This is a genomic window from Glycocaulis abyssi (genome assembly GCF_041429775.1).
Lineage (GTDB): Bacteria > Pseudomonadota > Alphaproteobacteria > Caulobacterales > Maricaulaceae > Glycocaulis > Glycocaulis abyssi.
In genome coordinates this window covers 2369099-2394893 of the sequence record NZ_CP163421.1, presented here as the reverse complement: position 1 = coordinate 2394893, position 25795 = coordinate 2369099, and the positions used below count along the sequence as shown (strand labels likewise).

The window sequence follows — 25795 nt, the reverse complement described above, 5'->3', positions numbered from 1 at the left end:
GCGGTGACGGGAACTGGCCGGGCCGCCGGGCCGGACGGATTTATCCTCCTGCCGGGCTATTTCGACCGGGCCGCACAGGAAAGCCTGCTGGCCGATGTACTGGCGGGCATCGACGCTGCCCCGCTCTACCAGCCTTCCATGCCGCGTACAGGCGCACCCTTAAGCGTGCAGATGAGTAATTTTGGTCCGCTGGGCTGGATCGCGGACCGCAAGGGCTATCGCTATGAGCCTGTGCATCCCGTCACCGGCAGGTCCTGGCCGCCTTTGCCGCAAGCGCTTCTGGAGCTGTGGAACGCTGTATCAGGCTGGCCGCAGCCGCCCCAGGCATGCCTTGTCAATATCTACGGCCCCGACGCCCGGATGGGCCTGCATATCGACGCCGATGAGGATGCGCGTAATGCGCCGGTTGTCTCGATCAGCCTCGGCGACCGGGCGCGCTTCCGGCTGGGCGGGCCTGAACGCAAAAGCCCTACGCGGTCGATGGTGCTGTCTTCGGGCGATGTTGTGGTGCTGGGCGGAGCCTCGCGGCGCTTCTACCATGGCGTGGACCGGATTTATCCCGGCACCAGCACGCTCCTGCCCGAACCCTTTGCTCCGGGCCGGATCAATCTGACCCTGCGCCGGGTAAACTGAAGCGCGTGCAAAAATTCCGCCAGCGGAACCGGCTTCGTTCATCGCGCGTATAGCTTTGGCCTGATCTAGTGTCAGAAGGCGGCACCATGAGGGTTTGAGCCGCCGGCAAACAATGGAGGCATCCAATGCGGAAGCTCATGATTATTGCCCTGGCTGCGCCTGCCGTCATTCTGGCCGGCTGCGCCACCAACAACACGATGACCCATGCCGCAGGCGGCGCGGCCGCCGGTGCGCTGGCCGGTGCCGTGATCGGCAACAATACCGGCAGCGGGGATGCCCGTCAGGGTGCCATTATCGGCGCCGTGGTCGGCGGCGCTGCCGGTGCTTATGCCGGTTGCCGCGAAGATGGCGGCTGCCGCTGGAACCAGAATAACCAGAACCACTCCCAGCTCTATTACGACCAGCGTGCGGGCCGGTATTACTATATCGACCAGCGTACCGGTCAGACCTTCTGGCAGAATGGCGAGTATCGCGGCTAGATCCCCTGCTGGCAGCGTGATCCGCTGACCCCTTGCGGATCGGCCATTGAGAGAAGCCCCGGACCCCCTTTGGCCGGGGCTTTTTTCTTGACCGCGCGCGGAACCTCACCGCACACCAAGCCGTTAATTGTGCACAAGGCATCCATGGGAGAGTGATTTTATGTTCCGCAAAATTCTCGTAGCCGCCACGCTTAGCGTGCCGCTTATCGCAACCGCCTGTGCCACGACGCCAGCTGCGCGCGGCGGCGCCACGGGCGCTGCCGTTGGCGCCGTAGGCGGCGCGGTAATCGGCAATCAGGTCGGTAGTGGCCATCCGCGCACCGGGGCTGCCATTGGCGCTGTGGGCGGCGCAGTTGCCGGGGCGGCCATTGCCTGCCAGCAGCAGGGCGGGTGCAGCCACAATCCCAATAATCCGCGCCACTCCCAGCTCTATTACGACCAGCACAATGACCGTTACTGGTACGAGGATCACCAGACCGGCAATACGTACTGGCAAAACGGCGAGCCGCGCACGCGCGTGCCGCGCCGCTAGACGGCCGGGCATGCATAGGAAAAGGGCGGCTCTGACGAGCCGCCCTTTTTTTGCTTTTCACACCCTTGGACGGTCAGGCTTCCACGTCCAGCCCGCTGCCGGGCTTCTGACCCGGCTGTGCAGGTTCGGACGCCGCTGTGTTGCCCGCTGGTGCGGCCCCGTCGGCAGGCCCGGCTGACACCACCACCATCGCCGCGCGCAGCGTGCGCTCGCCAATGACGTAGCCGGGCTGCATCACATGGGCGATGCGGCCCTTGGGCTGGTCTGCGGGTATTTGTGCGGCGGCCTGATGCAGGTTGGGATCGAGCGGGTCACCCGGTTGCGGGTCAACACGTTTCACGCCATGGCGCTCCAGCGTGCTCATCAGGCGGCGCTGTGTCATCTCCACGCCTTCAACCAGCGGCTTGACGTTTTCAGGCAGGCTGGCACGCACATCGTCGCCCAGAAGGCCCAGAGCCCGCTCCAGATTGTCAGCGATATCGAGCATGTCGCGGGCAAAGCCGGTGACGGCATATTCGCGCGTTTCCTTTACCTCGCGGGCGGCGCGCTTGCGGGTATTGTCCGCATCGGCCACGGCGCGCAGCAGACGGTCACGCAGATCATCCAGCTGAGCCTGCAGCGCCTCCAGCCCGTCTTCAGCCGTTGCGGTTTCCACCGCAGCTTCGGCCGTCTCTTCCAGCTCTGCATCATCGTGAGCGCCGGTCTGGCCGTTCTTGCTGTCATCACTCATGTCAAAGCGTCCTGTTGTCATTCTTAAGGCGTCGGGTTGACCGACACATAGGGAGGCTAGCTGCGTCCGTCGAGAAGCCGGCCCACAAGCTGGGCGGTATAATCCACAAGCGGGATGACGCGGGCATAGTTCAGCCGGGTCGGACCGATCACCCCCAGCGCACCCAGAATACGCTGATCGCGATTGCGATAGGGGGCGACAATCACGCTGGACCCGGAGAGCGAGAAGAGCGGGTTCTCCGAACCAATAAAGAGCCGTACGCCCTGCGCGCCGCGCGCTTCATCCAGGAGGGCCAGCAGGTCTTCCTTGCGCTCGATATCGTCAAACAGCAGGCGGATGCGTTCGAGATCCTCGCTGGCCTCGACCGATTCCAGCAGCTTTGCCTGACCGCGCACGATCAGCGAGCGGTTTTCCGACCCGCTCCAGTCGGCAAGCCCCGCCTCGACCAGGCTGGCCGCGGTTTCGTCCAGCTGGGCGCGCTTTTCGGCGATCTCGCTCTGGATGGCCGACAGCGCCTCGGCCAGCGTGCGGCCCCGAAGCCGGGATGAGAGGTAGTTGCCTGCCTCCACCAGCGCCGCAGGCGGCAAGCCGGCGGGCGCGGTCATCAGCCGGTTTTCCACCGCGCCTGATTCCGACACCAGCACGGCGAGGATCTCTACCGGCGAGAGCGGGACAAATTCCACATGGCGCAGCGGCACGTCCTGTTTTTGCGAAGCCACAAGGCCCGCCCCGCCGGCCAGGCCGGACAGAAGCGAGGAGGCTTCGGCCAGCACGTCTTCAGGCCGCTTACCCGCCGCGCCGACGCGGGCATCGATCTCGCGGCGCTCTTCCTCTGCCACTTCACCAATCTGCAGCAGGCCGTCGACGAAGAGGCGCAGCCCTGCATGGGTCGGCATGCGCCCGGCCGATGTATGCGGCGCAGACAGAAGCCCGGCGCCAGCGAGATCGGCCATGGTGTTGCGGATGGAGGCAGGCGAGAGGTTCAGCGCGGAGCGCTTTGAAAGGGTACGCGACCCCACAGGCTCGCCGGTATCAAGATATGCCTCGACCAGCTCGCGGAAAATATCGCGCGAGCGCGCGTCCAGTTCGGCCAGGGAGGAGGTAAGGGGCGAAGTCCGCTCTGTCATGATGACAATCAGTTAAGCGAGCCGCGTGCGCGCTGCAATGGTCTCGTGGTTCATGCCCGCCGCCGGACCGGCCCGCTTTCATCCGGGCAGCATTCGGGCTAGGTCGGGCAGAAGAGATCAATCCGGAGAGAGACTATGCGCCCAGATAACCGCCCTGCCGACGCCCTGCGCGCGGTCCATTTCGAGCTGGGTGCCGCGCCCTATGCTGAAGGCTCCTGCCTGGCGGTGTTCGGCAATACGCGCGTCTTGTGCGCCGCTAGCGTGGAAGAGACCACGCCGCCCTGGCTACGCGGACGCGGACAGGGCTGGGTGACGGCGGAGTACGCCATGCTGCCGCGCGCCACCCATCAACGGACGCGCCGCGAGGTGACCAGCGGCAAACCGTCGGGGCGGACACAGGAAATCCAGCGCCTGATCGGGCGCTCCTTGCGGGCGGTTGTCGATCTCAAAGCGCTTGGCGAACGCCAGATCATCATCGATTGCGATGTGCTGCAGGCCGATGGCGGCACGCGCACGGCGGCCATTACCGGCGCATGGATCGCCCTGAAATCAGCCTGTCTCTATCTGATGGAGGAGGGTCTGCTGAAGGCCGATCCGGTGACCGGGCAGGTGGCGGCGGTGTCTGCCGGTATCATCAAGGGCGAAGCGCGCCTCGATCTTGAGTATGAGGAAGACAGTACGGCGGACGCGGACGCCAATTTCGTCCTGACGGCGAATGGCGGGGTTGTCGAAATACAGGCGACGGCTGAAACTGATCCGATGAAGCCGGAAGAGTTCGACGCCCTGTTTGCGCTGGCCCGCAAGGGGATTGGCGAGCTGGCCGCGCTTCAGACGGCTGCCCTGCAGACACGCCGCTAGACAGAAGCGCGGGCAGGCAAGGCGCAGGGCAGACAGGGAGAGACGCCATGAATGATCGCCGCAATGACACCCGCGCGCCCGTGCCCCGCGACAAAACGAACGATCATACGCATGACGCGGCGCGCATGCGGCGGGAGTTTCTGACCGCGCGCACCGGCCTGCCGCTTGACCATGTCGGGTCATACTCGTTTGACCCCGGTGTGACCGCCGGGAATATCGAGAACTTTATCGGCGCGGCCCAGGTGCCGATAGGACTTGCAGGCCCCTTGCGGATCAATGGCGAGCACGTGAGCGAGGATGTCTATGTGCCGCTGGCGACCACCGAAGGCACGCTGGTGGCGAGCTATAACCGGGGGATGCGTATCCTGACCGAGGCGGGTGGGGTAAAGACCACCATCCATGAGCGCTTCATGCAGCGCGCGCCTGTCTTTCATTTCAATGATGCACGCGGCGCACGATCGTTCGCGCAGTGGATCGACGGAAATCCGGACGGTATCCGCGCCGCCGCCGAAACCACATCGTCAGTGGCCAAACTCTCCCATATCGAGCGCTACTCGGTGGGGCCGATGCTCCATTTGCGTTTCAACTATGAGACAGGCGACGCGGCAGGCCAGAATATGTGCGGCAAGGCCACGCTGGCGGCGTGCGAATGGATAGCCGCCAATCATCCCGGCGGCGCGCGCTATACCCTCTCTGGCGCGATGGATACCGACAAGAAGCACTCCCAGCTCAACGTGCTGCATTCGCGCGGCGCGCGGGTGATCGCGGAAGCCTGGATCCCCAGCTCTCTGCTCAAGGAGCGCGCGGGCGTCGATGCAGCCACGCTCTTCCGTGCCCGGCTCAACTCCTTTGCCGGATCGGTGATGGCGGGCAGCGCCAATAACGGCATGCATGCGGCCAACGGGCTGGCGGCCCTGTTCATCGCGTGCGGGCAGGACGCGGCCAATATCGCCGAATCCCATACCGCGATAACCTTTGTGCGTCTGGAGGATGATGGGGAGACCTATTACTGGTCGATCACCCTGCCGGCCCTGATCGTGGCGACATTTGGCGGCGGTACGCAGCTGCCCACACAAGGCGAGTGCCTGGATATTCTGGGTTGCCGGGGCAAGGGCAAGGTCGGGCGCTTTATCGAGATATGCGCGGCAACCGTGCTGGCGGGGGAGATATCGCTGGCGAGCGCGGTCGTGGCGGGGGACTGGGTGGAGAGCCACGACCGGCTCGGCCGCAATCGCTGATCTGGCGAGGGGTACAGATCAGCCGATCAGTTGAAGAGTTCCAGCTGGCGTGCCTCGCGGGCGAAGGGGGTGATGCTCGCCGGACCGGCATTCAGCTTGCGGGGTTTGAGTGCGGGCCGTGCGACCGGCACGCTCTCGGGTGCTTCAGCCAGCTCCAGATGCAGGGCAGACGCCTTGGCGCGGATCGCGCCTTCGGGCCGGCCGAGCTTTAGCGAAATGCGCTGCAGCGGCACGCCACGCCGGACCAGATCGCGCAGTTCACGCTCATCCTCATAACGCCAGCGCTTGCCCGCATTGCGGGCATAACCGCCGCCGCTCGCTTTCAATCTCGATGCATAATTCATGGCACCGCTCCTGCTCTGAATTAAGAACATAAGCGGAACATTAACCAAAGTCAAGGGATTGTGGATAAATTCCTACCAGCTTCCGGTGTTTTCCATGCTGGCCCAGGGCTCTTTCGCGGGCAGGCTTTCGCCCTCCTGCAGCAGCTCGACCGAGATATTGTCCGGTGAACGCACAAAGGCCATGTGGCCGTCACGCGGCGGGCGGTGAATTGTATAGCCCATACCCTGCAGGCGCGCGCATAGGGCGTATATATCCTTCACCCGGTAGGCCAGATGGCCGAAATTGCGCCCGCCGGTATAGGTTTCCGGGTCCCAGTTATGGGTAAGCTCGATGCAGGGCAGGCCCGCAGGCAGGGAGCCTGTCTCCGGTACCCCGCCCGCGGCGGCAATATCGTCCGGCGAGCACAGGAAAATCAGGGTGAAGCGGCCCTTCTCGCTGTCCATGCGCCGGACTTCTTTCAGGCCCAGCCCTTCGCAATAGAAGCGCAAGCTCGCATCCACATCGCTGATGCGCACCATGGTGTGGAGGTATCTCATCATACGGGCCTTTCGATCTGCTGCGTGCCCAGCCTAATCGCTGCTGCCGCCATCACCAGCGCTGTCGCTGCTATCGGCGTCTACGTCTGCGTCAGGGCGCACCCGGCGCGCCCATTTGGGCCGTCTGCGCCAGCCTGTGTCTTCCGGGATCGGTTCGCCGCGCGCATTGGCAAGGGCGTGGGTGAAGGGTTCGGGCGCGCGGGTATGATGCAGGCGGGCCAGGACGAAGGCGGGCAGCGCGCCAAAAGCCACAACACCGAAAAACACCGTGAACATGAAGACATAGCCGCCGCGCCCGGCCCAGTCATGCGCGCCGGAGGCCAGCCATATCTGGTCATAGGCGGCGGGGATGAGGATCAGCGCAACCGGGCTGAGAGCGATAGCGATCACGCAGCCAGCCGCCAGATAGAAAGCCCAGCGCGGCGCAAAACTTCTCACATAAAGGCGGATGAACTCAGCCTCGCTGACACCGCGCACGGTGGCGGGCTTGGTGCTTGTGCGGTCGGCATATTCCTCGGCCGCATCAGCGCGCAGCGCCCTTAGGCGCAGCAGGCCATAACCCAGGCACGCAAGGATGAAGACCGCGAAGACGGCAAGGAGAAGCTGGAGCGAGAAATCATACATGCCACGCTATCTAGCGCGTCGCGGCCTCGTAGGCGAGCATGGCGCGCTTACGCTCCAGACCCCAGTGATAACCGTTCAGACGCCCATCGCTGGCCAGCACGCGGTGGCAGGGGATAAGCCAGCTGACCGGGTTCGCGCCTACGGCTGCACCAACAGCGCGGCTAGCCCTGGCGGTGCAGACCTCGCGGGCGATATCGCCATAGCTGACCGTCTCGCCGGGCGGAATGGCCAGAAGGGCGCGCCAGACCTGCCGCCGCCAGGGCGTGCCATAGAGTACGAGCGGGACGGGCCGTGTGCCGCCTTCACCAAATATCGCTTGCGCATAATGATCGGCGGCGGCGTGATCGACGGTGAAGCCCGCCGCCGGAAAACGCGATTTCAGATCGGCTTCAGCCTCCGCCTCGTTTCCTTCATCGGCAAAGGCGAGTGCAGACAGGCCACGCGGCGCAATGAGAAACACGCCAGTGCCAAAGGGCGTCGGAGCGTGGCCGATGGCAAATTCCAACCCCATCCCGGCGCTGCGGGCGTTGCCGGGTGTGACGGCTTCTTCGGCGATGAAGACATCATGCAGGCGCGACGGGCCGGAGAGGCCGGTTTCCAGCGCGGCCTCCAGCACGCTCGCCCCTTCACGCATCAGGCGGCGCGCGCTGGCATGGGTAAGGGCGGCGATCATGCGTTTGGGGCTCGCCCCGATCCAGCGGGTAAAGACGCGCTGGAAATGATGCGGGGAGAGGCCGGCGGCTTTAGCAATGCGTTCCAGCGAGGGTTGTTCCTCCCAATGGGCGGCGATGAAATCCAGCGCGGCATTGATGCGCGGATAATCGCTCGCGCGCAGGGCAAGGGCGGGCAGGGTTTCTGAAGGGGTGGCAAGATCGGTCATGGGAGCAAGAGTGCCGCTGGCGCTTACGCTGCGCCACCCGTTTCTTGCGCCAGAGCCGCAGGGCGGGTGCGTGCCTTTTCCAAGGCTTCGCCAATCGCGCTCGCAAGATCGCGCCGTTCGCGCGGGGAAAGGACCGAGCCGACCAGTATATGCTTGCCCATGGCGGTGAGGCGCGGCTGCACCTCCGGCTCGTCCTCATGGTCGACGACAAGCCGGGTCCAGGCAGAGGGCAGGCGGTAAAGCGTTTCATAGCCTGTGGGCCAGCGGCGCATGACATGGATGGCGTCTGGCGTGATATGGATACGCTCCAGACGCCGCCCGTCGCGGTAGTTCAGCCGGAAGGCGAGCCAGACGATCAGCACGTCCAGCCCGAAAAAGCCCAGCACCGGCCAGGCCCCGATCATCAGAAAGGCCAGACCTGCGGTGAAGCTGATAACGGCAATGGCGATCATCAACGCGATGAATGCCGGACCGCCAAGCGAGCGGTTGGGCCGCACATGGGCATCCAGCAACACATCCTCGCGCGCGTCCAGATGGTCCAGACGCAGCGGACGGCCATGGGCCTCGATCGGCCAGTTCTCTATTGCCGTGCGGCGCTTCATGGCCCGCAAGATAGAGCAAGGGCACGCTCCGGGCGAGGCGAGCGGGTGCGGCGAATGGTACTTTGCAAGCCTTTCACGTTGTGCAAGCTGACACGCAGATGAACGTAAACGCCGTATCTGGGCCGCAATTTGCCTTTAGCCATAGGGTCATAGTGATTGTCCCCGGCACGAAGGAAAGGGACCAAAAATGCTGACCACGCTTGCCACCGCCCTTGCAGCGCTGTCCACCGGCTGGAGCGGCAATGAGGCTCACGCCGCGTTCGATGTGAACGCCGATACCGGCCTTGCCATCGTGCAGGAAACGCAAGAGGCGCAGGAGGTTGAAACCCTGCCGCCGGCTGAGGCTGTCGAACAGTCAGGCCGCGGCGAAGCGGTCGAGCGCGCCCGCGCGCTGGAAATCTTTGCCGCCGTTGAGACCCTGCAGGCGCGCTTCCGTCAAGTGAACCCGGACGGTTCGGTCAGCGAGGGCGATATCGCCCTGTCGCGCCCCGGTCGCGTGCGCTTTGCCTATGATGCACCCTCGCCCTTGCTGATCGTGGCTGATGGCTCGACGGTGGCGATTGCCGATAGCGCGCTGGAAACAATTGACCGTGCGCCGATCCGCTCCACGCCCCTGCGCTGGCTGCTGGCCCCGGCTTCGGAACTGGAATCCTCCGGCGCGATTGTGGAGGTCGGCCGCTATGACAATCAGCTCTATGTGACGCTGGAAGATCCGCAAGGCGAGGCGGAGGGCCGGGTGACGCTCGCCTTTGGCGATGATGATCCGGCGGCCCCTGCGGGTGAGGTGGCGCTTCTGGGCTGGTATGCGGTGGACGGGATGGGCTCGCTCACGCAGGTGACGCTCGATGAGGTGCGCCTTGGTCAGCGCGCCGATCCGCGCCTGTTCGTGCTGGATGATGACATGTTCTCGTCGCGGCGGAGGGGGCGGCGGTAGGGCGTGGGACGTGGAGGCAAGCTGGCCAAACCAGGTTACTCAAACCGATTGAAAAATTTGCCCGCCAGTCGAGTTAGCGTGTATCCGACGATGCAGAGCAAATAACCTATCGCCAAAATCCAGACATCCAACACACTTTCTATGTAATTTTTGTTGGAAACATAATCATAGCTGGCAAATACAGTTGCTAGAAAGAACAAGATCGAAACAAAAATAAAGGTTCTCGCTACAAATTTGAATATTAGCGAATTTTTACTTCTCGCGTCCATACGAAAACTCCCATGCGTGCCGCCAATTGTGCGGCGCTTCGTCTGAAACCCCACACGCGCAGCGATCCGGGGCCTGCTTCCTGAGAGGCTTTTCCTGCAACAGGTCCCGGATGGCCCTTCGGGCCTCCGGGATTTCAAGAAAGTATAGTCACTGAAACCCTACTCCGTCCCATCATCATCCTCATCGCCAGGTTCGTCGGTGAACTGCAGCAAATCGCCGGGCTGGCAGTCGAGCTCGCGGCACAGCGCTTCCAGCGTGGAAAAGCGCACAGCCTTGGCCTTGCCGGTCTTCAGGATGGAGAGATTGGCCATGGTGATGCCGACGCGGTCACACAGCTCTGTCAGCGACATGCGCCGTTCCAGCAGCATACGGTCGAGGGTGACGCGGATTGCCATATCAGCGCCCCCTAGATCGTCAGCTTCTGCTCGTCGCGCAGGCGCGTTCCCTCACGGAACACTTCTGACAGGACGAGAAGAGCGATAACGGCGATCCAGGCGCCAATGTTCAGGCCAAATTCGGGCTGGACGCTGACCCCGCTTTCCACCGGGCGGCCAAACACGGTGAAGATCAGCGCGATAATGCCGTGCGCGCCATAGCGGATGATCTGGTAGATGGCGATGGCAATCGCGATGGCGCGCAGATGGCCGGCATTTTCCGGCACAAAGGGATCACCTTCAATGAGGGTGACAACGATACGGCGCAGCCGGTCTGTGATGAAGAGAATCGCAATGATCGCGGCCACGCCAAGCGGGAGCGCGATCACGATATCCAGCTGGAGGAAGCGGACAAAGGCGTCTGGCAGGTCCGGGCCCATGCCCGTCACGCTGAAGACGCCAAAAACCATAAGCGAGAGGGTGACGAGGCTGGCCAGGACCAGAAGGCCCCACAGCACGATAATCGCCACATCGAGAAATATTTTCAGAAGGGATGTCAGAAATCCCGGACTTAATGCACGCATCCCTGCCCCTTCTGTGACGTCACACCGGGCGCGATGCTGCCTCCAAGGGGGGAGAGGTCAGACGCACCCGGTGCCGTCATGCTGCCTCACGGCGCCGCCTTATGCGACAATCGGTGACAGCGCCGCAGCCATGCCCGCTACGACCGCAGCGACCAGAACCACATTCATGATAGCCGCAAACGGAATACGGCGGGTGTTGTTTTCGAGCCTGACCATCTTTGTCTCCTTCGAGGTCCAGTGTTATCGATCAACCTTCGGCCTTTGCTCCGGTCATGTATTCCGCCGGGGCTTTTGCCGTGAGGCAGTGGGGTGTTCCCCTTGCCTCGAAAACACATCTAGCAAGGCTCTCATCGCTTTGCAACAAAAAAATATCGAAAAACGATATGAATTTTTCGAAAGGCGATATGCGTAAATGGATGTAGTAACCATAAAACGCCTTTTCCGGGAGGCTCCGCTGTGGGTGCTGGCGAGCCATAATGCGGGCAAGATCAAGGAGATAGCCGATCTTGTCGCCCCCTTCTCGATCAAGGTCAAAGGGGCTGGCGAGATGGGTCTGGAGGAGCCGGAAGAGACTGAAAAAACTTTTTCCGGCAATGCGCTTTTGAAGGCGAGGGCCGCTGCCAAAGCCTCCGGAGCGGTCGCGCTGGCCGATGATTCCGGTCTGGAAGTGACGGCCCTTGGCGGGGAGCCGGGGGTTTATTCCGCCCGCTGGGCCGGGCCGGAAAAGGATTTCCGCCTCGCCATGGAGACGGTGGAGGCAAAACTCGCCGCCTCTGGCAGCACGGACCGTTCGGCGCGCTTTGTCTGCGTGCTGGCGCTGGTCGACCCAGATGGGACCGGACTTGTCTTTGAAGGCGAGGTGAAGGGCGATCTTGTCTGGCCGCCGCGCGGGGATCAGGGCTTTGGCTATGACCCGGTGTTTGTCGCCAGAGGCGAAACCCGCACCTTTGCCGAGATGGGCACTGCGGAGAAAAAGGCGCTCAGCCACCGCGCCGATGCCTTCAGGAAGCTGACAGACACGGTGTTTGGCGCGTGAGCGCGCCCGCGCCCGCTCCGCTGGGCCTTTATATCCACTGGCCCTATTGCGTGCGCATCTGCCCGTATTGCGATTTCAATGTCTACAAGGCCAAAGGTGCAGACAGCGCAGCGCTGGTGGATGCGCTAATAACCGATATGGCCCGCTGGCGCGCGGTAACGGGGCCGCGCACCCTCACAAGTGTCCATTTTGGCGGCGGCACGCCCTCCCTGATGGAGGCGGGTGATATTGCCCGCGTGCTGGAAGCGGCAGAGGCCCTGTGGGGGCTGGAGCCGGAGGCCGAGCTGGGACTGGAAGCCAATCCGGCCGAGCGCGCGCGTCTGAATGATATTGTTGCTGCCGGGATCAACCGGCTGTCGGTCGGCGTGCAATCGCTCGATGATGCCGCCCTGGCGCGTCTGGGGCGCGACCATGATGCGCGCGCAGGTCTCGATGCGCTGGAGATCGCACGCTCTCTCGTTGCGCGCGTATCGGCTGATCTCATCTATGCCCGCCATGGCCAGAGCCTTGCGGACTGGGAGGATGAGCTCTCCACCGTGCTGGCGCTGGGCGTCGATCATCTCTCGGCCTATCAGCTGACCATAGAGGACGGCACGGCGTTTGCCCGGCAGGTTAAGCGCGGCGCGCTGGTGCCGCCGGAAGAAGAGCTGGCCGCAGACATGTTCGAGCTGACGCAAGGATTGACCAGCGCAGCCGGGCTGGAGCCTTACGAGATTTCCAATCATGCACGGGGTGAGGACCATCGCTCGCGCCATAACCGGCTCTACTGGACAGGCGGGGACTGGATCGGTATCGGCCCCGGCGCGCATGGCCGTATCGGGTCACACGCGGGCGGCGGGCGCATGGCCCATGGCGCGCCCTTGCGCCCGGCAGACTATATCGCCGCCAGCCGGGAACCGATCAACCATCTGGAACGCCTCACCGCGCTGGAAGAGGCGCAGGAGCGCGTGCTGATGGCTTTGCGTATTGTTGAGGGGCTGGACCGGGCCCGCCTGAAGGCGCTGACCGGACACGATATCGATGAAGAAGCCGCCGCCTCCCTACTGGCTGACGGGCTCATCGCCATGGACACGTCAAGCGTGCGCCTGACCGCGCAAGGACGCCTCTATGCCGACCGGGTGGCGAACATGCTGGCACCCTGAAAAAGATCAGGATTCGCCCGGTTCCACATCCACGGCCATGCTATCCGGGCCAAAACGTACCGGGGCGGGGTCGAGCACCTCGAACTGCCCGCGGCGGATGGTGTAGAGCGCAAGGCCGCGCTCCACCGTGCCGTCGGCGCGCAGGCGGAACAGGCCGTCCACGCCCAGAAATCCGTTCGGATCCTCAATTACGGCCCGGTCAATCCCGCCCTCGCTTGCCGCCATGACAACCGCCAGCGAGGCCGCATCATAACCCAGCCCGGCAAGGCGGGAGGGCTGTTCGCTGAAAGCAATCTCATAGGCAGTCTCGAACCGGGCACGCATTTCGGCGTCCGGACCGGCAAACCAGCCATTGGCCAAAGCCGGTTCGCGGGCGCTGTCAGGATTGCGCCACAGGCCGGTGCCGACAAACTTCACCAGCAGCGGATCGATATCGGCAAACAGCATGGACGGGGCGAGCATGCGCAGATCATCGCCGCCTGCGGGGAGCATCACCACCTGGAACGCGCCGCTATCAGTGGGCCGCCAGTCTTCACCCGTCATGGCAAGGGCGCGCCCGACCTCCAGACTGCCAATGCCGGCGCGGGCCAGCCGCCGGGCTGCCTGGCTCATGGAGTCCACGCCGCCCGAATAGACTTCCTCGGCCGTCACCGTGCCGCCAAACTCGGCGGCGGCGGAGCGGTAAGCCTGGCTGACCAGCTGCCCATAAGGGGTGGCCGGGGCCACGATGGCAAAACGGTCTGCGCCCAGAGCGGCGGTGTAGGACACCACCCGGCGCACCTCTTCCTCTGGCGGGAAGCTCAAGAGATAGACGCCGCCACCGGCAACGCTGGTGTCCGTGGAAAAGGAGATGACGGGGATGTTGGACCGGCGCGCCGGGCCGGAGACTGCGCGCACTTCGGCGGCGAGCAGCGGGCCGATAATCATGTCAGCGCCATCGGCGATGGCCGCTTCGGCAGCGGCCTCCGCGCCGCGGGCCGTGCCTTCAGTATCCTTTGGCAGCAGAACGACATTCTCGATGCCGCGCTCAAACAGGGCCAGCTCGGCGGCGCGCAGCAAATGGCCGGCCTCTGAGCGCAAGGCAGCCGACGCGCCGGAGAAGGGCAGCAATACGCCGACGCGCACAAGATCCATCCCTTCCAGATGCGGCGGGGTGAAGGCCAGACGTTCCGGGCTCATCTCCACACCCAGCACGGCCGGTTCAGGCGGCGCGCCTACGACCGGCGATGCGGGTCCCGGCGTGACACCGGGGCCGCCGGTGGTTGCCCCGCAAGCCGACAGGAAAAGCGCCGCACCCGCCATACAGGCGGTCACACGCCAAAGGCCAGCTATTGGCACCAGCGCGCGGGTGGGCAAGATTGCTCTCATCATGGCTTGCGTCCTCAAAACCGTCTCCCCCGCCTTGTGCCGGCCCGGCCGGAACGGAGGCTACCGGCGCGGCCGGTCAGGGGCAACTATGCACCTGCCGAAATCCGTCTGCGAGAGGCGGGCATGACCCGGCATGCGCGCCAGCGGGCCGAACGGCGGGGACGGCGCGGGGAGCGGGCCGCCAGCATCCTGCTCATCCTGAAAGGCTGGCGCATTCTGGGCCGGCGGGTGAAGACGCCGCTCGGCGAGATCGATCTCATCGCGCGCAAGGGCCGCACGCTCGCCTTCATCGAGGTGAAATGGCGAAACCGGCGCGAGGCCGCGCGTGAAGCCTTTCATCCACGCCAGCAGGTGCGCCTGATGCGGGCCGCCGCCCTGTGGCGCGCGCGGCGCACCGGGCTGGACAGGCTGGCGACGCGTTTTGACCTGATCTGCGTGGCGCCCGGACGATGGCCGGAACACCTCAAAGGCGTGGCCAGCGCTGATTACGGTCCGGAAAACCATTTGATTTAGCAGGGGTTTGGTAAAAAGTTAATATGACGTCTTGACGTTTCCGGCAGTTTTGTTCTTTTCTTGTTCCGGTTTTATGCCGCTCTGTTCATGCGCTCTGTGGATAAATGGTAAATCCCGATGGGCAGAGTTTAGTTCGTTCAGTGAATCCATTTTTGGAGGCAGTGATGAGCGCCTACACCCATTCTGCCTCGTTTGAGGGTGCCGATGCACGCCTCGTCGATGTTCAGGTGCAGATTGCCGGCGGCACACCGGCCTTCAGCGTGGTCGGGCTGGCCGACAAGGCGGTGGCCGAAAGCCGCGAACGCGTGCGGGCCGCCTTTGCCGCCATTGGCCTGTCGCTGCCCGGCCAGCGCCTGATCGTCAATCTGGCGCCCGCTGACAGGCCGAAGGAAGGCGCCCATTTCGATCTGCCGATCGCCATTGGCATACTGATCGCGATGGGCGTGCTGCCCCCCGAGGCGGGGTCTGAATATCTGGCGATGGGGGAGCTGGGCCTTGACGGTTCGATTTCGCCCGCGCCGGGCGCGCTGCCAGCCGCCATGCTAGCCGTGGAGCAGGAAACCGGCTTTATCTGCGCGAAGGATAGCGGGCCGGAAGCGGCCTGGGCGGGGGGCGAGCTGGCCATTCTTGCCCCGGCTTCGCTCATCCAGCTGATCAATCATTTCAAGGGCGGACAGGCGCTGGCCCGGCCCCAGCCAGGGGATCTGGTGGAGGGGCCGCGCTTTAAAGACATGCGCGATGTGCGCGGACAGGAGACCGCCAAGCGCGCGCTGGAAATCGCCATGGCGGGCGGCCACAACATCCTCTTCATCGGGCCGCCGGGTTCTGGCAAGTCCATGCTGGCCGAGCGCGCGCCGGGCCTTCTGCCGCCCCTGTCAGCCAAGGAATTGCTTGAAATTTCAACTGTGCAGTCGGTGGCTGGACTGCTGGAACGCGGGGAGCTGAGCCGGGCGCGGCCTTTCCGGGCGCCGCACCATTCCGCCTCTATGGCCGCCATGGTCGGCGGCGGCACGCGCGTGCGCCCCGGCGAGGCGTCGCTCGCCCATAATGGCGTGCTCTTCCTTGACGAATTGCCGGAATTTCACCCGCAAGTGCTCGATTCCCTGCGCCAGCCGCTGGAGACAGGCGAGATTGCCGTGGCGCGCGCCAATGCCCGCATCACGTTTCCGGCCCGGTTTCAGCTGGTCGCGGCGATGAATCCCTGCCGCTGCGGCTGGGCGGGCGCAGACGGGCGCGCTTGCGCGCGCGGTAAAAATTGCGCGGAAAGCTATCAGGCGCGCATTTCCGGCCCGATGATGGATCGTATCGATCTGCAGATCGAGGTGCCGCCGGTGACGCCCGCAGACCTCGCCCTGCCGCCCGCGCAGGAAGGCACAGCCGAGATCGCCGCGCGCGTGGCAAGGGCGCGCGAGGTGCAGGAGGCGCGCGGCGCGCTCAATGCGCGGCTGTCGGGCGAGGCGCTGGACCGGATAGCCGAGCCCGATGGCGCCGGGCGCGAGCTATTGTCGCGCGCCGCAGGGGCCATGGGGCTGACCGCGCGCAGCTATCACCGCGTGCTGCGCACCGCGCGCACCATCGCCGATCTGGACGGTGTGGAGGGTGTACGCCGCATCCATGTCGCAGAGGCGCTAAGCGCCAGGCGGACCACGCGCCCGGCCGGTACGCCCGCAGGCTGGCCGGCGCTTGCAGACGGGGGCGAAAAATCACTCCCGCATTCGACGCTTCGTTAACCTGACCGGCATTAGCGTCGCACCATGACCCATGCCCTGCCGCCCTCCTCTCCGGACTCTTCTCCGGCCCCGTCCCTGGCCGCCTCACCGGACGGCGCGCCTGCCGAAGAAGGCGCGGGGCCCGTCATGGCCGCGCCCGCGGCCTTGCGCGGCGTGTTTGATGCCATTGGCGAGCTGGTCATCGTGCGTGACCGGGACGGGCGCCTGAGCGATGTGAACGGCGCGTTCCTGCGGGCCTTTGGCGGAACGCGCGAAGACTGGACAGGGCGCTGGTTCGCGGTCGCTCCCGCTTTTGGCGAGAGCGCGTCCCACCGGCGCTATGATGTGGCGATGCGCACCCGCACCGGGCCGGTCTGGATCGAGTGGTCGGAGACCCTCACCGCCGACGGATCGATCATCGCGGTCGGCCGCGACGTGACCGAGCAGCGCAGTCAGGTCCAGCGTGAGAGCGAGGCCGCGCGCGGCAAGGGCGTGTTTTTTGCCGCCGTCACCCATGAATTGCGCACGCCCCTGTCGGGCGCGCTGGGCACGGCCCGCCTGCTGGAAGATACCGGGCTGAAGCCCGATCAGGCGGCCTATGTGGCGGCCCTCAAAGCCAGCGCCAGTCATGCGCTGAAACTCATTGACGACATTCTCGACCTTTCCCGGCTGGAGGCCGGCAAGCTGGAACTCCGCCCCGAAGCCATGGATCCGTCAAGGCTGGTTGAAGAGGTGTGCGAGCTGTTGTCGGAGAAGGCCGCCGAAAAGGGGCTGGCGCTCGCCCACGCGCAAGGGCCGGGTGTACCCGCCCAGATCAGGGCCGATCCGGCGCGGCTGAAGCAGATACTCTATAATCTGGCCGGCAATGCCGTGAAATTCACCCGCGAGGGCGGGGTGCTGGTCACGCTGGAGGCCGAAAATAATAGTCTGCGCCTGTCGATCCGGGATACCGGCCCCGGTATCACCCCGTCCGATCAGGCCCGGCTGTTTGAACAGTTCGAGCGCGGCGCGGCCGAGCGCGATAATAGCGCGCCGGGAGCGGGGCTGGGCCTTGCCATGGTCAAGCGTCTGGCCGAAGCCATGGACGGCGAAGTGGGCGTACGCTCTCAACCCGGCGAGGGCGCCCTGTTCTGGTTCACCTTCCAGCCGGAGGTGCTGCAGCGTGCGCCGGTGCACCGGCCGCTGGCGGGACGGCGCGTCCTGATCGCGACACCGTGTTCCATCGAATCCGATGCCCTTGTCCTGCACGCCGAGACGCTGGGCGCATGGGCCGAGCATTGTGGCAATCAGGGTCAGCTTGTGGCGCGGGCGCAGGCGGTGCGCCCCGACATCGTCATTCTTGACGATAGCTGGACCGAGGATGCCTCGGCGCTGGCCGCGAGCGGCTGTGCCGGGCGGATTCTCGCTCTTGCCCGGCCGCGCACCAAGGCGCGCTATACCGGCAAGGACCGTCCGGCGGGGATTGATGGCTGGCTGGTGGCGCCGGTGCGGGCAAGCTCGCTGGCCCGGTTTGCGCTGGGTAAGAGTTCAGGCGATGAAAAACGCGAGAGCGAGGTGCGCGGCCCGGTACTTGCCGGATACCGCATTCTACTGGCCGAGGATGATCCGGTGAACGCGCTTATTGCACGCACGCTTCTGACCCGGCTGGGCGCGAGTGTCGTCATGGCGGCGACCGGGCGCGAAGCGGTGCTGGAAGCCTCGCAAGGCGGGCTGGATGCGGCGCTGCTGGATTTGCGCATGCCGGAGCTGGACGGGCGCGACGCTGCGGCCCAGATCCGCGCCTTGCCGGGCGAGCCGGGCTCAGTCCCGCTCGTTGCGCTGACGGCCAATGCGACCGAGTCTGACCGCGATGCGTGCCTTGCTGCCGGCATGGACGCCTTCCTTGCCAAGCCGGTTGACCCTGACGAGCTGGCGAGCGTCCTCTCCGGCTTGTGCGGCGGGCAAATCCGCGCAAGGCTGAGCGCCTAGACAGAGCTGCCCGGAGCGCGCTTTCCATGACCGATATCAGTGCCGAGCGCCAGAGCGAGCGCCGCAGCCTTCTGGGCTCGGTGGTGGCGCTGGGCTGGCGGCGCTCGGCCGTCATGCTGCTTCTGGGCTTCGCTGCCGGGCTCCCCATTCTGCTGGTCTTCTCAACGCTGTCGGCCTGGCTGCGCCTTGAAGGCGTATCACGCACCGAGATCGGGTTTTTTGCCTGGGCGGGCATGGCCTACACGTTCAAATTCATGTGGTCCCCACTGGTTGACCGGCTGCCCCTGCCCGTCCTTGACCGGCTGCTCGGACGGCGGCGCTCATGGATATTGCTGGCGCAGGCGGTCGTGATCGGCGCGATATTGCTCGCCTCGACTGCGACGCCCTCCACCGGGCTTTTCGTGATTGCGCTGGCGACCGTGATGATCGCCTTTGGCTCGGCGACACAGGACATTGCGCTGGATGCCTGGCGGATTGATGTCGCCGACGATGAGTATCAGGCCCTGCTGGTGGCGATTTATCAGTGGGGCTACCGCTTTGGCATGATCGCCGCGGGCGCAGGCGCGCTGGTGATGGCCGATTTTGGCGGGTTTTCCTTTGCCTACACCGTGCTCGCCGCCCTCATGCTGATCGGCGTGGCGGGCGTGTTCCTGGCCCCGGAGCCCGCGCGTCCCAAAGCGCTGGGCGGCGGCACCGAAGCCATCGAAGGCGCGGTGAAGGGCAATCCGCTGGGCGAGGCGGCGGCCTGGCTCTACTCGGCTGTGGTCGCGCCCTTTGTTGATTTCATCGTGCGCTATCGCTGGATCGCGCTGCTTATCCTCACCCTGATCGGTGCCTATAGGCTCAATGATTTCGTACTCGGCTTCATGGCCTATCCCTTCTATGTGGATATGGGCTATACGCTGTCTGAAATCGGCGCTGTATCAAAGGTTTACGGCGTATTTGCGATGCTGGCGGGCGCCATGCTGGCCGGTGTCGCCGCCACGCGCTGGGGTGTTTATCCGGTGCTGATGGTCGGCGCGATCATCAGCGCTGTCTCGGCGCTGGCCTTCACCTGGCTGGCGCTCGTCCAGCCGACCGGTGAGATCACGCTGGTCAATGGCGCGGAACTGACCCCCTGGCCGCAGGAAAAGAACCCCTCCATCCTCTACCTGACACTCGCCATTACGGCAGAAAACGTCGCTGGTGGCTGGGCGGGAACCGCGCTCATCGCCTATATGTCGAGCCTGACCAACCGGGCCTTCTCGGCCACGCAATACGCGCTCTTCAGCTCGTTCTACGCCCTGCCGGGCAAGCTTTTTGGCGGATTTTCCGGTATTATGGTGGACTCTCTTGGCTATGCCAATTTCTTCACCACCACCGCGCTTATCGGCGCGCCGGCGGTATTGCTGGTGTGGATCGTAATGCGCTGGCGGGCCGCGCGCGAGGTCGCCGCCCACAAGCCCCAGATCAGCTAGTTTCGCTACGCTAGAAGCGTAAGATCAATAAGGTCGTCAAAGTCATCAGACCACAATTTGCGTGGTCTAAAGCCCTTGCTCTTCCCATAATGATTAATCAGATGGCCCCTAACAAAATCCCATCGACTTTCCGGAGTGGAAATTTTGCTCATCACGTTCGCTGAGCCCAACTGTGCACAGGCTTGTACCAGAACCTCAAATGACGCCATAGAACACCGTATTGGGCGTAATCGGCGAAAAAAGTCCTCGCACCATAGTTCCTCAGGTATTTTACTTTTAACAGCGCCTTCAAACTCCCGGACACGAGCTTGGGATACCAGATGCCACTCGTCTGGCGAAACAATAATCAAGAATATATTATCTTTGTGTAAGACAATTTCACCGAAGTCACCTCTGCATGCCCTATAAGCTGCCTTATACCCTTGCGCGAAAAAACCAGCGAATTTATCGATCTGGCCATCAACGGCATTTTCATCGCTTAAATCAAATTTTGCAACGTGTGTTGGCCTGTTAAATTTACATTCAATAAATATAGAGCAAGATTCTGTGTTAATAATTGCATCAGATGTATGGATTGTTCCAACGCCCTTTTTTACCATTGATATTTCTGGAGAAACATCCCAACTCTTACAGCCGCCCGTTTTTATTGTTTCAATAACATAGTTTTCAAAAGCCGCCCCAAGCGCAACTCCGAAGTCCGACTCCGATGCAAGGTCGAAGTAAATTCCCTCCGTAAAGCGTCTAATGATCAGGCTCGGAGAAAAACCGATTAACTGACGATACTCCGGAAAACATATTATTGGTGTTGATAAAAACAAACTTTTGTTGTATGGAAACATTTGTTTTTCTGACAACGTATCTTTAATTCTTTTTCTAGCATCTTGTATTTCTATAACAGATCTATTCATTAGATTTGAAAATATTTGATGATCTAATTTTGGGGATTATCCCCTTGACACAAGTATGAAGTCTGGTAGGTTATTGCCAACAGGAGACGGCAATGACCAACGCACTCACAGTCCGCGAATTTTTTAAGCGCTTCCCCGATGATGAGACGTGCCTCACGCACATCATGGACGTGCGCTATGGCATGAAACACACCTGCCGGAAGTGCGGCACGGAAAGCACTTTCCACCGTATGAGCGACCGCCGCGCCTTCGCGTGTGCCGCTTGTGGCGATCATGTGTATCCGACCGCTGGAACGATCTTTCAGGACACCCGCACGCCGCTCCAACTCTGGTTTTATGCCATCTACCTTTTCACTACTACGCGCCATGGCGTGAGCGGTAAGGAACTGGAGCGCCAGCTTGGCGTGACCTACAAGACGGCATGGCGCATGGGCCAGCAAATCCGCAAGCTCATGGGTTCCGTTGACAACTTCGAGCTTCTGCAAGGCCACGTCGAAATGGACGAGGCGTATGTAGGTGGCAAGCGCTCTGGCAAGCGTGGACGCGGTGCCGAGGGCAAGACGATTGTCATGGGCCTGAAAGAGCGTGGTGGTGCCATGCGGGCCGTTGTGATCCCGAACGTCAAGAAGGAGACGCTTCGCGGTGTGGTAATGCAGCAGGTGGCCAAAGGCGCTACCGTGTCCACCGATGAGCTGATGAGCTACGGCTTACTCAGCGATGACGGCTACAAGCATGGCCGTGTGAAGCACTCTGCGAAAGACTGGGCGCACTACGACTACCGGACTGGCGAGACGCACCACACGAACCATGTGGAAAGCTTCTGGCGTCTGTTCAAAAAGTCGATTGCGGGAACGCACATTCATATCAGCCAGAAGCACGCCAAGCGCTATCTGGACGAGTTCACTTTCCGCTCGAACCACCGCGCGATGGGGAACGCGATGTTTGATCTTCTGATTGCAGCGGTTTAGCGGCGCGGCGCAACAAGGCATGGGTGTCCGCCTCACTGCCCGGCCCTATGCCGTCAGCCTCGGCCTGCAAGACGAAATCGCCTAAGCAATTCAACTCTATAGCCTTTTTCAGGGTCAGCCGATCAGAAGCCATAAGCATCTAAAATCCTTGACAAAAGCGGTCGCAGGAGGCAGATTGCCCCCTGCGATCCGACGAGCCAAGGATAGCACAGCTAGAGCCTAAGCCCTAGTCACGCTAACAAGGCGGGTTGCCACATGGGATACTCCTTTTCTCCGTGGACGTTCGGGCTTGGGGGTTGAACAAATGACGAGACCTGCAAGTCTCGTCAGCGAAATCAGATGAGGTCGTTATCATCCTCATCCGAAGTTGGTGCGGAAGTGGAGGGATTCGAACCCTCGGGGCCAGGTTCACCTGGAAAGTTAGCTGGCCCGCCCGATTTTGAGTCAGGAGCAATCGACCGCTCTGCCACACTTCCGACATTAGAAGGCTCCGCTACAGCGGAGCCTTCGTTGTTTGTAATGCCAATCGCGTCCAGTCCTGCGTTCGTGATACGGAACTGCCCCGCGCCAACACGTTCAAACAGCCCCGAGTTGACCGAGTTCATCATCTGGGTGCGAAGGGCTGGACTAGCGACCTCATGCCCCGCCAGCACTGCGGCAAGCGACAGATCATCGTATGAATAAGGCGGCGTGCACGTCTCATAAGCCGTGCGAAATATAGCCTTCCATTTCTGTATCAGCCCGCGCTTGCGCGGCGCTTTGTGAGCGGGCCGCTTCTTTTCCGAAGCGATCGGTGCCGTTTCCACTGGCACTACGCCAACCGCAGCAAGAACCTTATTGTATGAGGCTATCTCAGCATCGATCAGCTCAAGCTGGCGCTTTTCGCGCTCCAGCCTATCGAGGCATTGGCGTTTGCGCTTCGTGCTTTCCTCAAGCAGGCGCCGGACAGAATCATGTAGGAGCGTCATTGTGCCCTTAAACCATACGCGCCTCGTTTCGTCAACAACGAGCCACACCGGAGCAAACCTAACGCCGTTAACGAATCGTTAACCCAACAGACCTATGGAACCTTTCGGAACTTGTCTCAGGGGGATAATCCCCCTAATTTTAATTTTTCATCAGTTTTTATCCGATTTTTAGCAATTGAATTCTCAATAAATAGTGATACCAGTGCAAAGCTGTGCCTAAATACGCTGTCTACATTATACCCAATTTTTCTTTCGAAAATTTTTGACAAACTTTGGTGCGAGTAAATTTTCCTGTACGACATCATATAGTTTATATCGTAGCTCTCTTGCCACGGAATTTGTGTGTCTAGCATTCTTGTTAAATAATGGAGGGGAGCGCCTGCTCGCAAGTCTCTCGGCTCTGAGGGAGGGCTGAATATTCGACGGCATAAGGTACCGGCGCGCGCCATATTGTTCCATGTTAGCAGAGATTGATTCGAAAAGTATGTACCTTCCAGAATAAGAAGCTGCACTATGGCTTCAAGTTCCCAAGGGAACGGGTACGGGGTTCGATCAATGCCTGAACCTCGGGGCTGCGGATACCCACGCAAATGCTTCGATATTGGGCCAAGATGCTCATAGTATCTGAACAGGCAACCAATCGCCCACAGTGAATTTTGGATATGCATTCCCTTCAGGAAGCTTCGGAGTTCTGAGAGGTCGCTGGAAATGACAGCAGTCACTTTTGCCTAGTCCCGCTCCGCTGAGAGGTCATGCGCGGCCAGTGCGGCGAGGGTGAGGATGTCGGCCACGCCCGCGCCGAGGCGCGCGATCTGCACCGGCTTTTCCAGCCCGACCAGCATCGGCCCCAGCACGGTGGCCCCACCCGCAGCGCGCAAAAGCTTGGTGGAGATGGAGGCGGAATGAATGGCCGGCATGATGAGCACATTGGCCGGACCGGTGAGGCGCGAGAACGGGTAGAGCCGCGTATGGTCAGGGTCGAGCGCCACATCGGCATTCATCTCGCCCTCATATTCAAAATCGGGGCTGCGCGCATCGAGCAGACGGACAGCCTCCTGGATTTTCTCCGAGCGTTCCCCGGCCGGGTTACCGAAAGTGGAGTAGGAGAGCAGCGCCACGCGCGGCTCCACCCCGAAACGGCGCGCGGCAGCAGCGGCCTCACACGCCATGTCGGCCATGGCCTGCGCACTTGGAAATTCGGTGACATTGGTGTCGGCGATGAAGAGCGTGCGCCCGCGTGACAGCACCAGCGACATGCCCATCACGCGTTCGCCGGGCTTGGGGTCCAGCGCCATCTGCACATCGGCCAGCGCCTGCGCATAGTTGCGCGTGGTGCCGGTCACCAGGCCGTGGGCATCGCCCAGCGCCACCATGCAGGCGGCAAACACGTTGCGGTCATTATTGACCATGCGCTGCACGTCGCGTTTGAGATAGCCGCGCCTTTGCAGGCGGGCGAACAGCCAGTCTGCATAGACGGCATTGTTTTCGGAGAGGCGCGCATTGAGGATTTCAATGGAGTCTTCAGGCACGCCGACAAGGCGCATATTGGCCTTGGTGGTTTCCTCCCGGCCAACCAGCACCGCCTTGCCGAGCCCTTGCGTCTGAAAGGCGTGGGCGGCGCGGATGACCGTCGGCTCCTCGCCTTCGGCAAAGACGATTGTCTTGCGGTCGGCGGCGCGCACTTCCTCGTGCAAAGCCTGCAAAATGGCCGCTGTGGGATCGAGCCGCTGGGCGAGGGTCGCCTTGTAGGCTTCCATATCGGCAATGGGGCGGCGGGCAACGCCTGAATCCATCGCGGCCTGTGCCACGTAAGGGGGGACATGGCTGATCAGGCGCGGGTCGAACGGGGCCGGGATGATATAATCCTTGCCGAAGCTGGGGCGTGAGCCGTGATAGGCGGCGGCCACCTCGTCTGGCACATCCTCGCGCGCGAGCTCTGCCAGCGCGCGGGCAGCGGCCACTTTCATCTCTTCATTGATGGTGCGCGCGCGGACATCCAGCGCGCCGCGGAAGATGTAAGGAAAGCCCAGCACGTTATTGACCTGATTGGGATAATCAGAGCGGCCGGTTGCCATGATCGCGTCTGAACGCGCCTCGCGCACCTCTTCGGGCGTGATCTCCGGATCAGGATTGGCCATGGCGAAGATGATCGGATCAGCGGCCATGGATTTTATCATCGCCTTGTTGACGGCGCCCTTCACCGACAGGCCGATAAAGCAGTCCGCTCCGTCCAGCGCCTCTTCCAGAGTGCGCTTGCCGGTCTCGGCGGCATGGGCCGATTTCCACTGGTTCATGCCGTTCGAACGGCCCTTGTAGATGACGCCCTTGGTGTCGCACAGGATCGCGTTGTCATGGGCGACGCCCATGGATTTGATCAGCTCCAGCACCGCGATACCGGCGGCTCCCGCGCCGTTCACGACGACTTTGAGATCCTTGATGTCGCGCCCTGACAGCTCGCAGGCATTGATGATGCCGGCAGCGGAAATGATCGCCGTGCCGTGCTGGTCGTCATGGAAGACGGGGATATCGAGCAGTTCGCGCAGGCGCTCCTCGATGATGAAGCAGTCCGGCCCCCTGATGTCTTCCAGATTGATCCCGCCAAACGTATTGCCGAAGCGGCGTACGCATTCGATGAAGGCTTCGGGATCGTTTTCCTCCACCTCGATATCGATGGCGTCGATATCGGCAAAGCGCTTGAACAGCACCGCCTTGCCTTCCATGACCGGCTTGGAGGCGGCAGGCCCCAGATCACCCAGGCCCAGAATGGCCGTGCCATTGGAGATGACGGCGACGAAATTGCCCTTGGAGGTATAGTCGTAGACCGCCTCCGGGTTGGCGTGGATCGCCTTTACCGGCGCGGCAACGCCAGGGGAGTAGGCCAGCGAGAGATCGCGCTGGGTGGCCATGGGCTTGGTCGCGCGCAGGGCGATTTTTCCGGCAGGCGCCTGGCGGTGAAAGGCCAGAGCTTCTTCATCGTCCACGCGCGGCTTGCGGTCAGTCATAAGCGGTCCG

General features: G+C 62.6%; 25 protein-coding genes and 1 tRNA gene. 13 read left to right on the top strand and 13 right to left on the bottom strand.

The annotated features are described in order from the left end of the window. Nucleotides 1-3 precede the first annotated feature (3 nt). The 3 genes from AB6B38_RS11650 to AB6B38_RS11640 all read left to right on the top strand — a co-directional run bounded on the left by AB6B38_RS11650 (nucleotide 4) and on the right by AB6B38_RS11640 (nucleotide 1644). On the top strand, nucleotides 4-633 hold the full coding sequence (locus AB6B38_RS11650; RefSeq protein ID WP_371393022.1) for an alpha-ketoglutarate-dependent dioxygenase AlkB: 630 nt from the start codon (nucleotides 4-6) through the stop codon (nucleotides 631-633). A 125-nt stretch (nucleotides 634-758) separates the two neighbouring features. Next, the gene (locus AB6B38_RS11645) at nucleotides 759-1112 is read left to right on the top strand and encodes a YMGG-like glycine zipper-containing protein (RefSeq protein WP_371393021.1); all 354 of its coding nucleotides are present in this window, start codon (nucleotides 759-761) and stop codon (nucleotides 1110-1112) included. A gap of 160 nt (nucleotides 1113-1272) precedes the next feature. Further along, nucleotides 1273-1644 carry a YMGG-like glycine zipper-containing protein gene (locus AB6B38_RS11640; RefSeq protein ID WP_371393020.1) on the top strand — a complete coding sequence of 124 codons (372 nt, stop codon included), beginning with the start codon at nucleotides 1273-1275 and terminating at the stop codon, nucleotides 1642-1644. Nucleotides 1645-1717: 73 nt separating this feature from the next. Here AB6B38_RS11640 and grpE read toward each other — a convergent pair whose 3' ends face one another. After that, nucleotides 1718-2374, bottom strand: coding sequence for a nucleotide exchange factor GrpE (gene grpE / locus AB6B38_RS11635; RefSeq protein WP_371393019.1), 657 nt, complete (start codon nucleotides 2372-2374; stop codon nucleotides 1718-1720). Between the two features lie 56 nt (nucleotides 2375-2430). Continuing rightward, on the bottom strand, nucleotides 2431-3501 hold the full coding sequence (hrcA, locus tag AB6B38_RS11630) for a heat-inducible transcriptional repressor HrcA (RefSeq protein WP_371393018.1): 1071 nt from the start codon (nucleotides 3499-3501) through the stop codon (nucleotides 2431-2433). A 135-nt stretch (nucleotides 3502-3636) separates the two neighbouring features. Between hrcA and rph the strand changes: the two genes are divergently transcribed. Both rph and AB6B38_RS11620 read left to right on the top strand, forming a co-directional pair. After that, on the top strand, nucleotides 3637-4359 hold the full coding sequence (gene rph, locus AB6B38_RS11625) for a ribonuclease PH (protein ID WP_371393017.1): 723 nt from the start codon (nucleotides 3637-3639) through the stop codon (nucleotides 4357-4359). Between the two features lie 47 nt (nucleotides 4360-4406). Further along, complete coding sequence (locus AB6B38_RS11620; protein ID WP_371393016.1) at nucleotides 4407-5597, top strand: hydroxymethylglutaryl-CoA reductase; 1191 nt, start codon at nucleotides 4407-4409, stop codon at nucleotides 5595-5597. Between the two features lie 26 nt (nucleotides 5598-5623). Here AB6B38_RS11620 and AB6B38_RS11615 read toward each other — a convergent pair whose 3' ends face one another. From AB6B38_RS11615 to AB6B38_RS11595, 5 genes are all read right to left on the bottom strand, one after another. Further along, complete coding sequence (locus AB6B38_RS11615; RefSeq protein WP_371393015.1) at nucleotides 5624-5941, bottom strand: hypothetical protein; 318 nt, start codon at nucleotides 5939-5941, stop codon at nucleotides 5624-5626. Nucleotides 5942-6013: 72 nt separating this feature from the next. Beyond that, entirely contained in the window at nucleotides 6014-6478 is a 465-nt protein-coding gene (locus AB6B38_RS11610; RefSeq protein WP_371395101.1) for a VOC family protein, read from the bottom strand. Nucleotides 6479-6511: 33 nt separating this feature from the next. Further along, complete coding sequence (locus AB6B38_RS11605; protein WP_371393014.1) at nucleotides 6512-7102, bottom strand: hypothetical protein; 591 nt, start codon at nucleotides 7100-7102, stop codon at nucleotides 6512-6514. Nucleotides 7103-7112: 10 nt separating this feature from the next. Further along, a complete protein-coding gene (locus AB6B38_RS11600; protein WP_371393013.1) occupies nucleotides 7113-7982 on the bottom strand; it encodes a methylated-DNA--[protein]-cysteine S-methyltransferase in 870 nt (289 codons plus the stop codon). Between the two features lie 23 nt (nucleotides 7983-8005). Continuing rightward, complete coding sequence (locus tag AB6B38_RS11595) at nucleotides 8006-8584, bottom strand: DUF2244 domain-containing protein (protein WP_371393012.1); 579 nt, start codon at nucleotides 8582-8584, stop codon at nucleotides 8006-8008. A 187-nt stretch (nucleotides 8585-8771) separates the two neighbouring features. On the opposite strand from AB6B38_RS11595, the gene AB6B38_RS11590 reads away from it, so the two are divergent. Further along, nucleotides 8772-9518 (top strand): outer membrane lipoprotein carrier protein LolA, encoded by a 747-nt coding sequence (locus AB6B38_RS11590; protein WP_371393011.1) that lies wholly within the window; start codon nucleotides 8772-8774, stop codon nucleotides 9516-9518. Between the two features lie 428 nt (nucleotides 9519-9946). Here AB6B38_RS11590 and AB6B38_RS11585 read toward each other — a convergent pair whose 3' ends face one another. Then, the gene (locus AB6B38_RS11585) at nucleotides 9947-10183 is read right to left on the bottom strand and encodes a helix-turn-helix domain-containing protein (protein ID WP_371393010.1); all 237 of its coding nucleotides are present in this window, start codon (nucleotides 10181-10183) and stop codon (nucleotides 9947-9949) included. Between the two features lie 11 nt (nucleotides 10184-10194). Then, on the bottom strand, nucleotides 10195-10746 hold the full coding sequence (locus tag AB6B38_RS11580; protein WP_371393009.1) for a DUF2975 domain-containing protein: 552 nt from the start codon (nucleotides 10744-10746) through the stop codon (nucleotides 10195-10197). Between the two features lie 412 nt (nucleotides 10747-11158). On the opposite strand from AB6B38_RS11580, the gene rdgB reads away from it, so the two are divergent. Further along, the gene (gene rdgB / locus AB6B38_RS11575; RefSeq protein ID WP_371393008.1) at nucleotides 11159-11782 is read left to right on the top strand and encodes an RdgB/HAM1 family non-canonical purine NTP pyrophosphatase; all 624 of its coding nucleotides are present in this window, start codon (nucleotides 11159-11161) and stop codon (nucleotides 11780-11782) included. After that, the gene (gene hemW, locus AB6B38_RS11570; protein ID WP_371393007.1) at nucleotides 11779-12924 is read left to right on the top strand and encodes a radical SAM family heme chaperone HemW; all 1146 of its coding nucleotides are present in this window, start codon (nucleotides 11779-11781) and stop codon (nucleotides 12922-12924) included. Before rdgB ends, hemW begins: the two co-directional genes overlap by 4 nt. A 6-nt stretch (nucleotides 12925-12930) precedes the next feature. On the opposite strand, the gene AB6B38_RS11565 is transcribed toward hemW, so the two are convergent. Beyond that, nucleotides 12931-14295 (bottom strand): penicillin-binding protein activator, encoded by a 1365-nt coding sequence (locus AB6B38_RS11565; protein WP_371393006.1) that lies wholly within the window; start codon nucleotides 14293-14295, stop codon nucleotides 12931-12933. A gap of 120 nt (nucleotides 14296-14415) precedes the next feature. Between AB6B38_RS11565 and AB6B38_RS11560 the strand changes: the two genes are divergently transcribed. The 4 genes from AB6B38_RS11560 (at nucleotide 14416) to AB6B38_RS11545 (ending at nucleotide 19939) form a co-directional block, all read left to right on the top strand. Beyond that, a complete protein-coding gene (locus AB6B38_RS11560) occupies nucleotides 14416-14805 on the top strand; it encodes a YraN family protein (RefSeq protein WP_371393005.1) in 390 nt (129 codons plus the stop codon). 164 nt (nucleotides 14806-14969) lie between these two features. After that, a complete protein-coding gene (locus tag AB6B38_RS11555) occupies nucleotides 14970-16535 on the top strand; it encodes a YifB family Mg chelatase-like AAA ATPase (protein WP_371393004.1) in 1566 nt (521 codons plus the stop codon). Nucleotides 16536-16559: 24 nt separating this feature from the next. Further along, nucleotides 16560-18482: an ATP-binding protein gene (locus tag AB6B38_RS11550; protein ID WP_371393003.1), complete on the top strand. Its 1923-nt coding sequence runs from the start codon at nucleotides 16560-16562 to the stop codon at nucleotides 18480-18482. 26 nt (nucleotides 18483-18508) lie between these two features. Next, nucleotides 18509-19939, top strand: a complete 1431-nt coding sequence (locus AB6B38_RS11545; RefSeq protein ID WP_371393002.1) for an MFS transporter — start codon at nucleotides 18509-18511, stop codon at nucleotides 19937-19939. A 5-nt stretch (nucleotides 19940-19944) separates the two neighbouring features. Here the strand turns inward: AB6B38_RS11545 and AB6B38_RS11540 are convergent, their stop codons facing one another. Further along, entirely contained in the window at nucleotides 19945-20847 is a 903-nt protein-coding gene (locus tag AB6B38_RS11540) for a hypothetical protein (RefSeq protein ID WP_371393001.1), read from the bottom strand. 92 nt (nucleotides 20848-20939) lie between these two features. On the opposite strand from AB6B38_RS11540, the gene AB6B38_RS11535 reads away from it, so the two are divergent. Beyond that, nucleotides 20940-21815 carry an IS1595 family transposase gene (locus tag AB6B38_RS11535; RefSeq protein ID WP_371393000.1) on the top strand — a complete coding sequence of 292 codons (876 nt, stop codon included), beginning with the start codon at nucleotides 20940-20942 and terminating at the stop codon, nucleotides 21813-21815. A gap of 373 nt (nucleotides 21816-22188) precedes the next feature. Here AB6B38_RS11535 and AB6B38_RS11530 read toward each other — a convergent pair. Next, nucleotides 22189-22291, bottom strand: a tRNA-Leu gene (locus tag AB6B38_RS11530). A gap of 1220 nt (nucleotides 22292-23511) precedes the next feature. After that, nucleotides 23512-25785, bottom strand: coding sequence for an NADP-dependent malic enzyme (locus AB6B38_RS11525; protein WP_371392999.1), 2274 nt, complete (start codon nucleotides 25783-25785; stop codon nucleotides 23512-23514). Nucleotides 25786-25795: the final 10 nt, after the last annotated feature.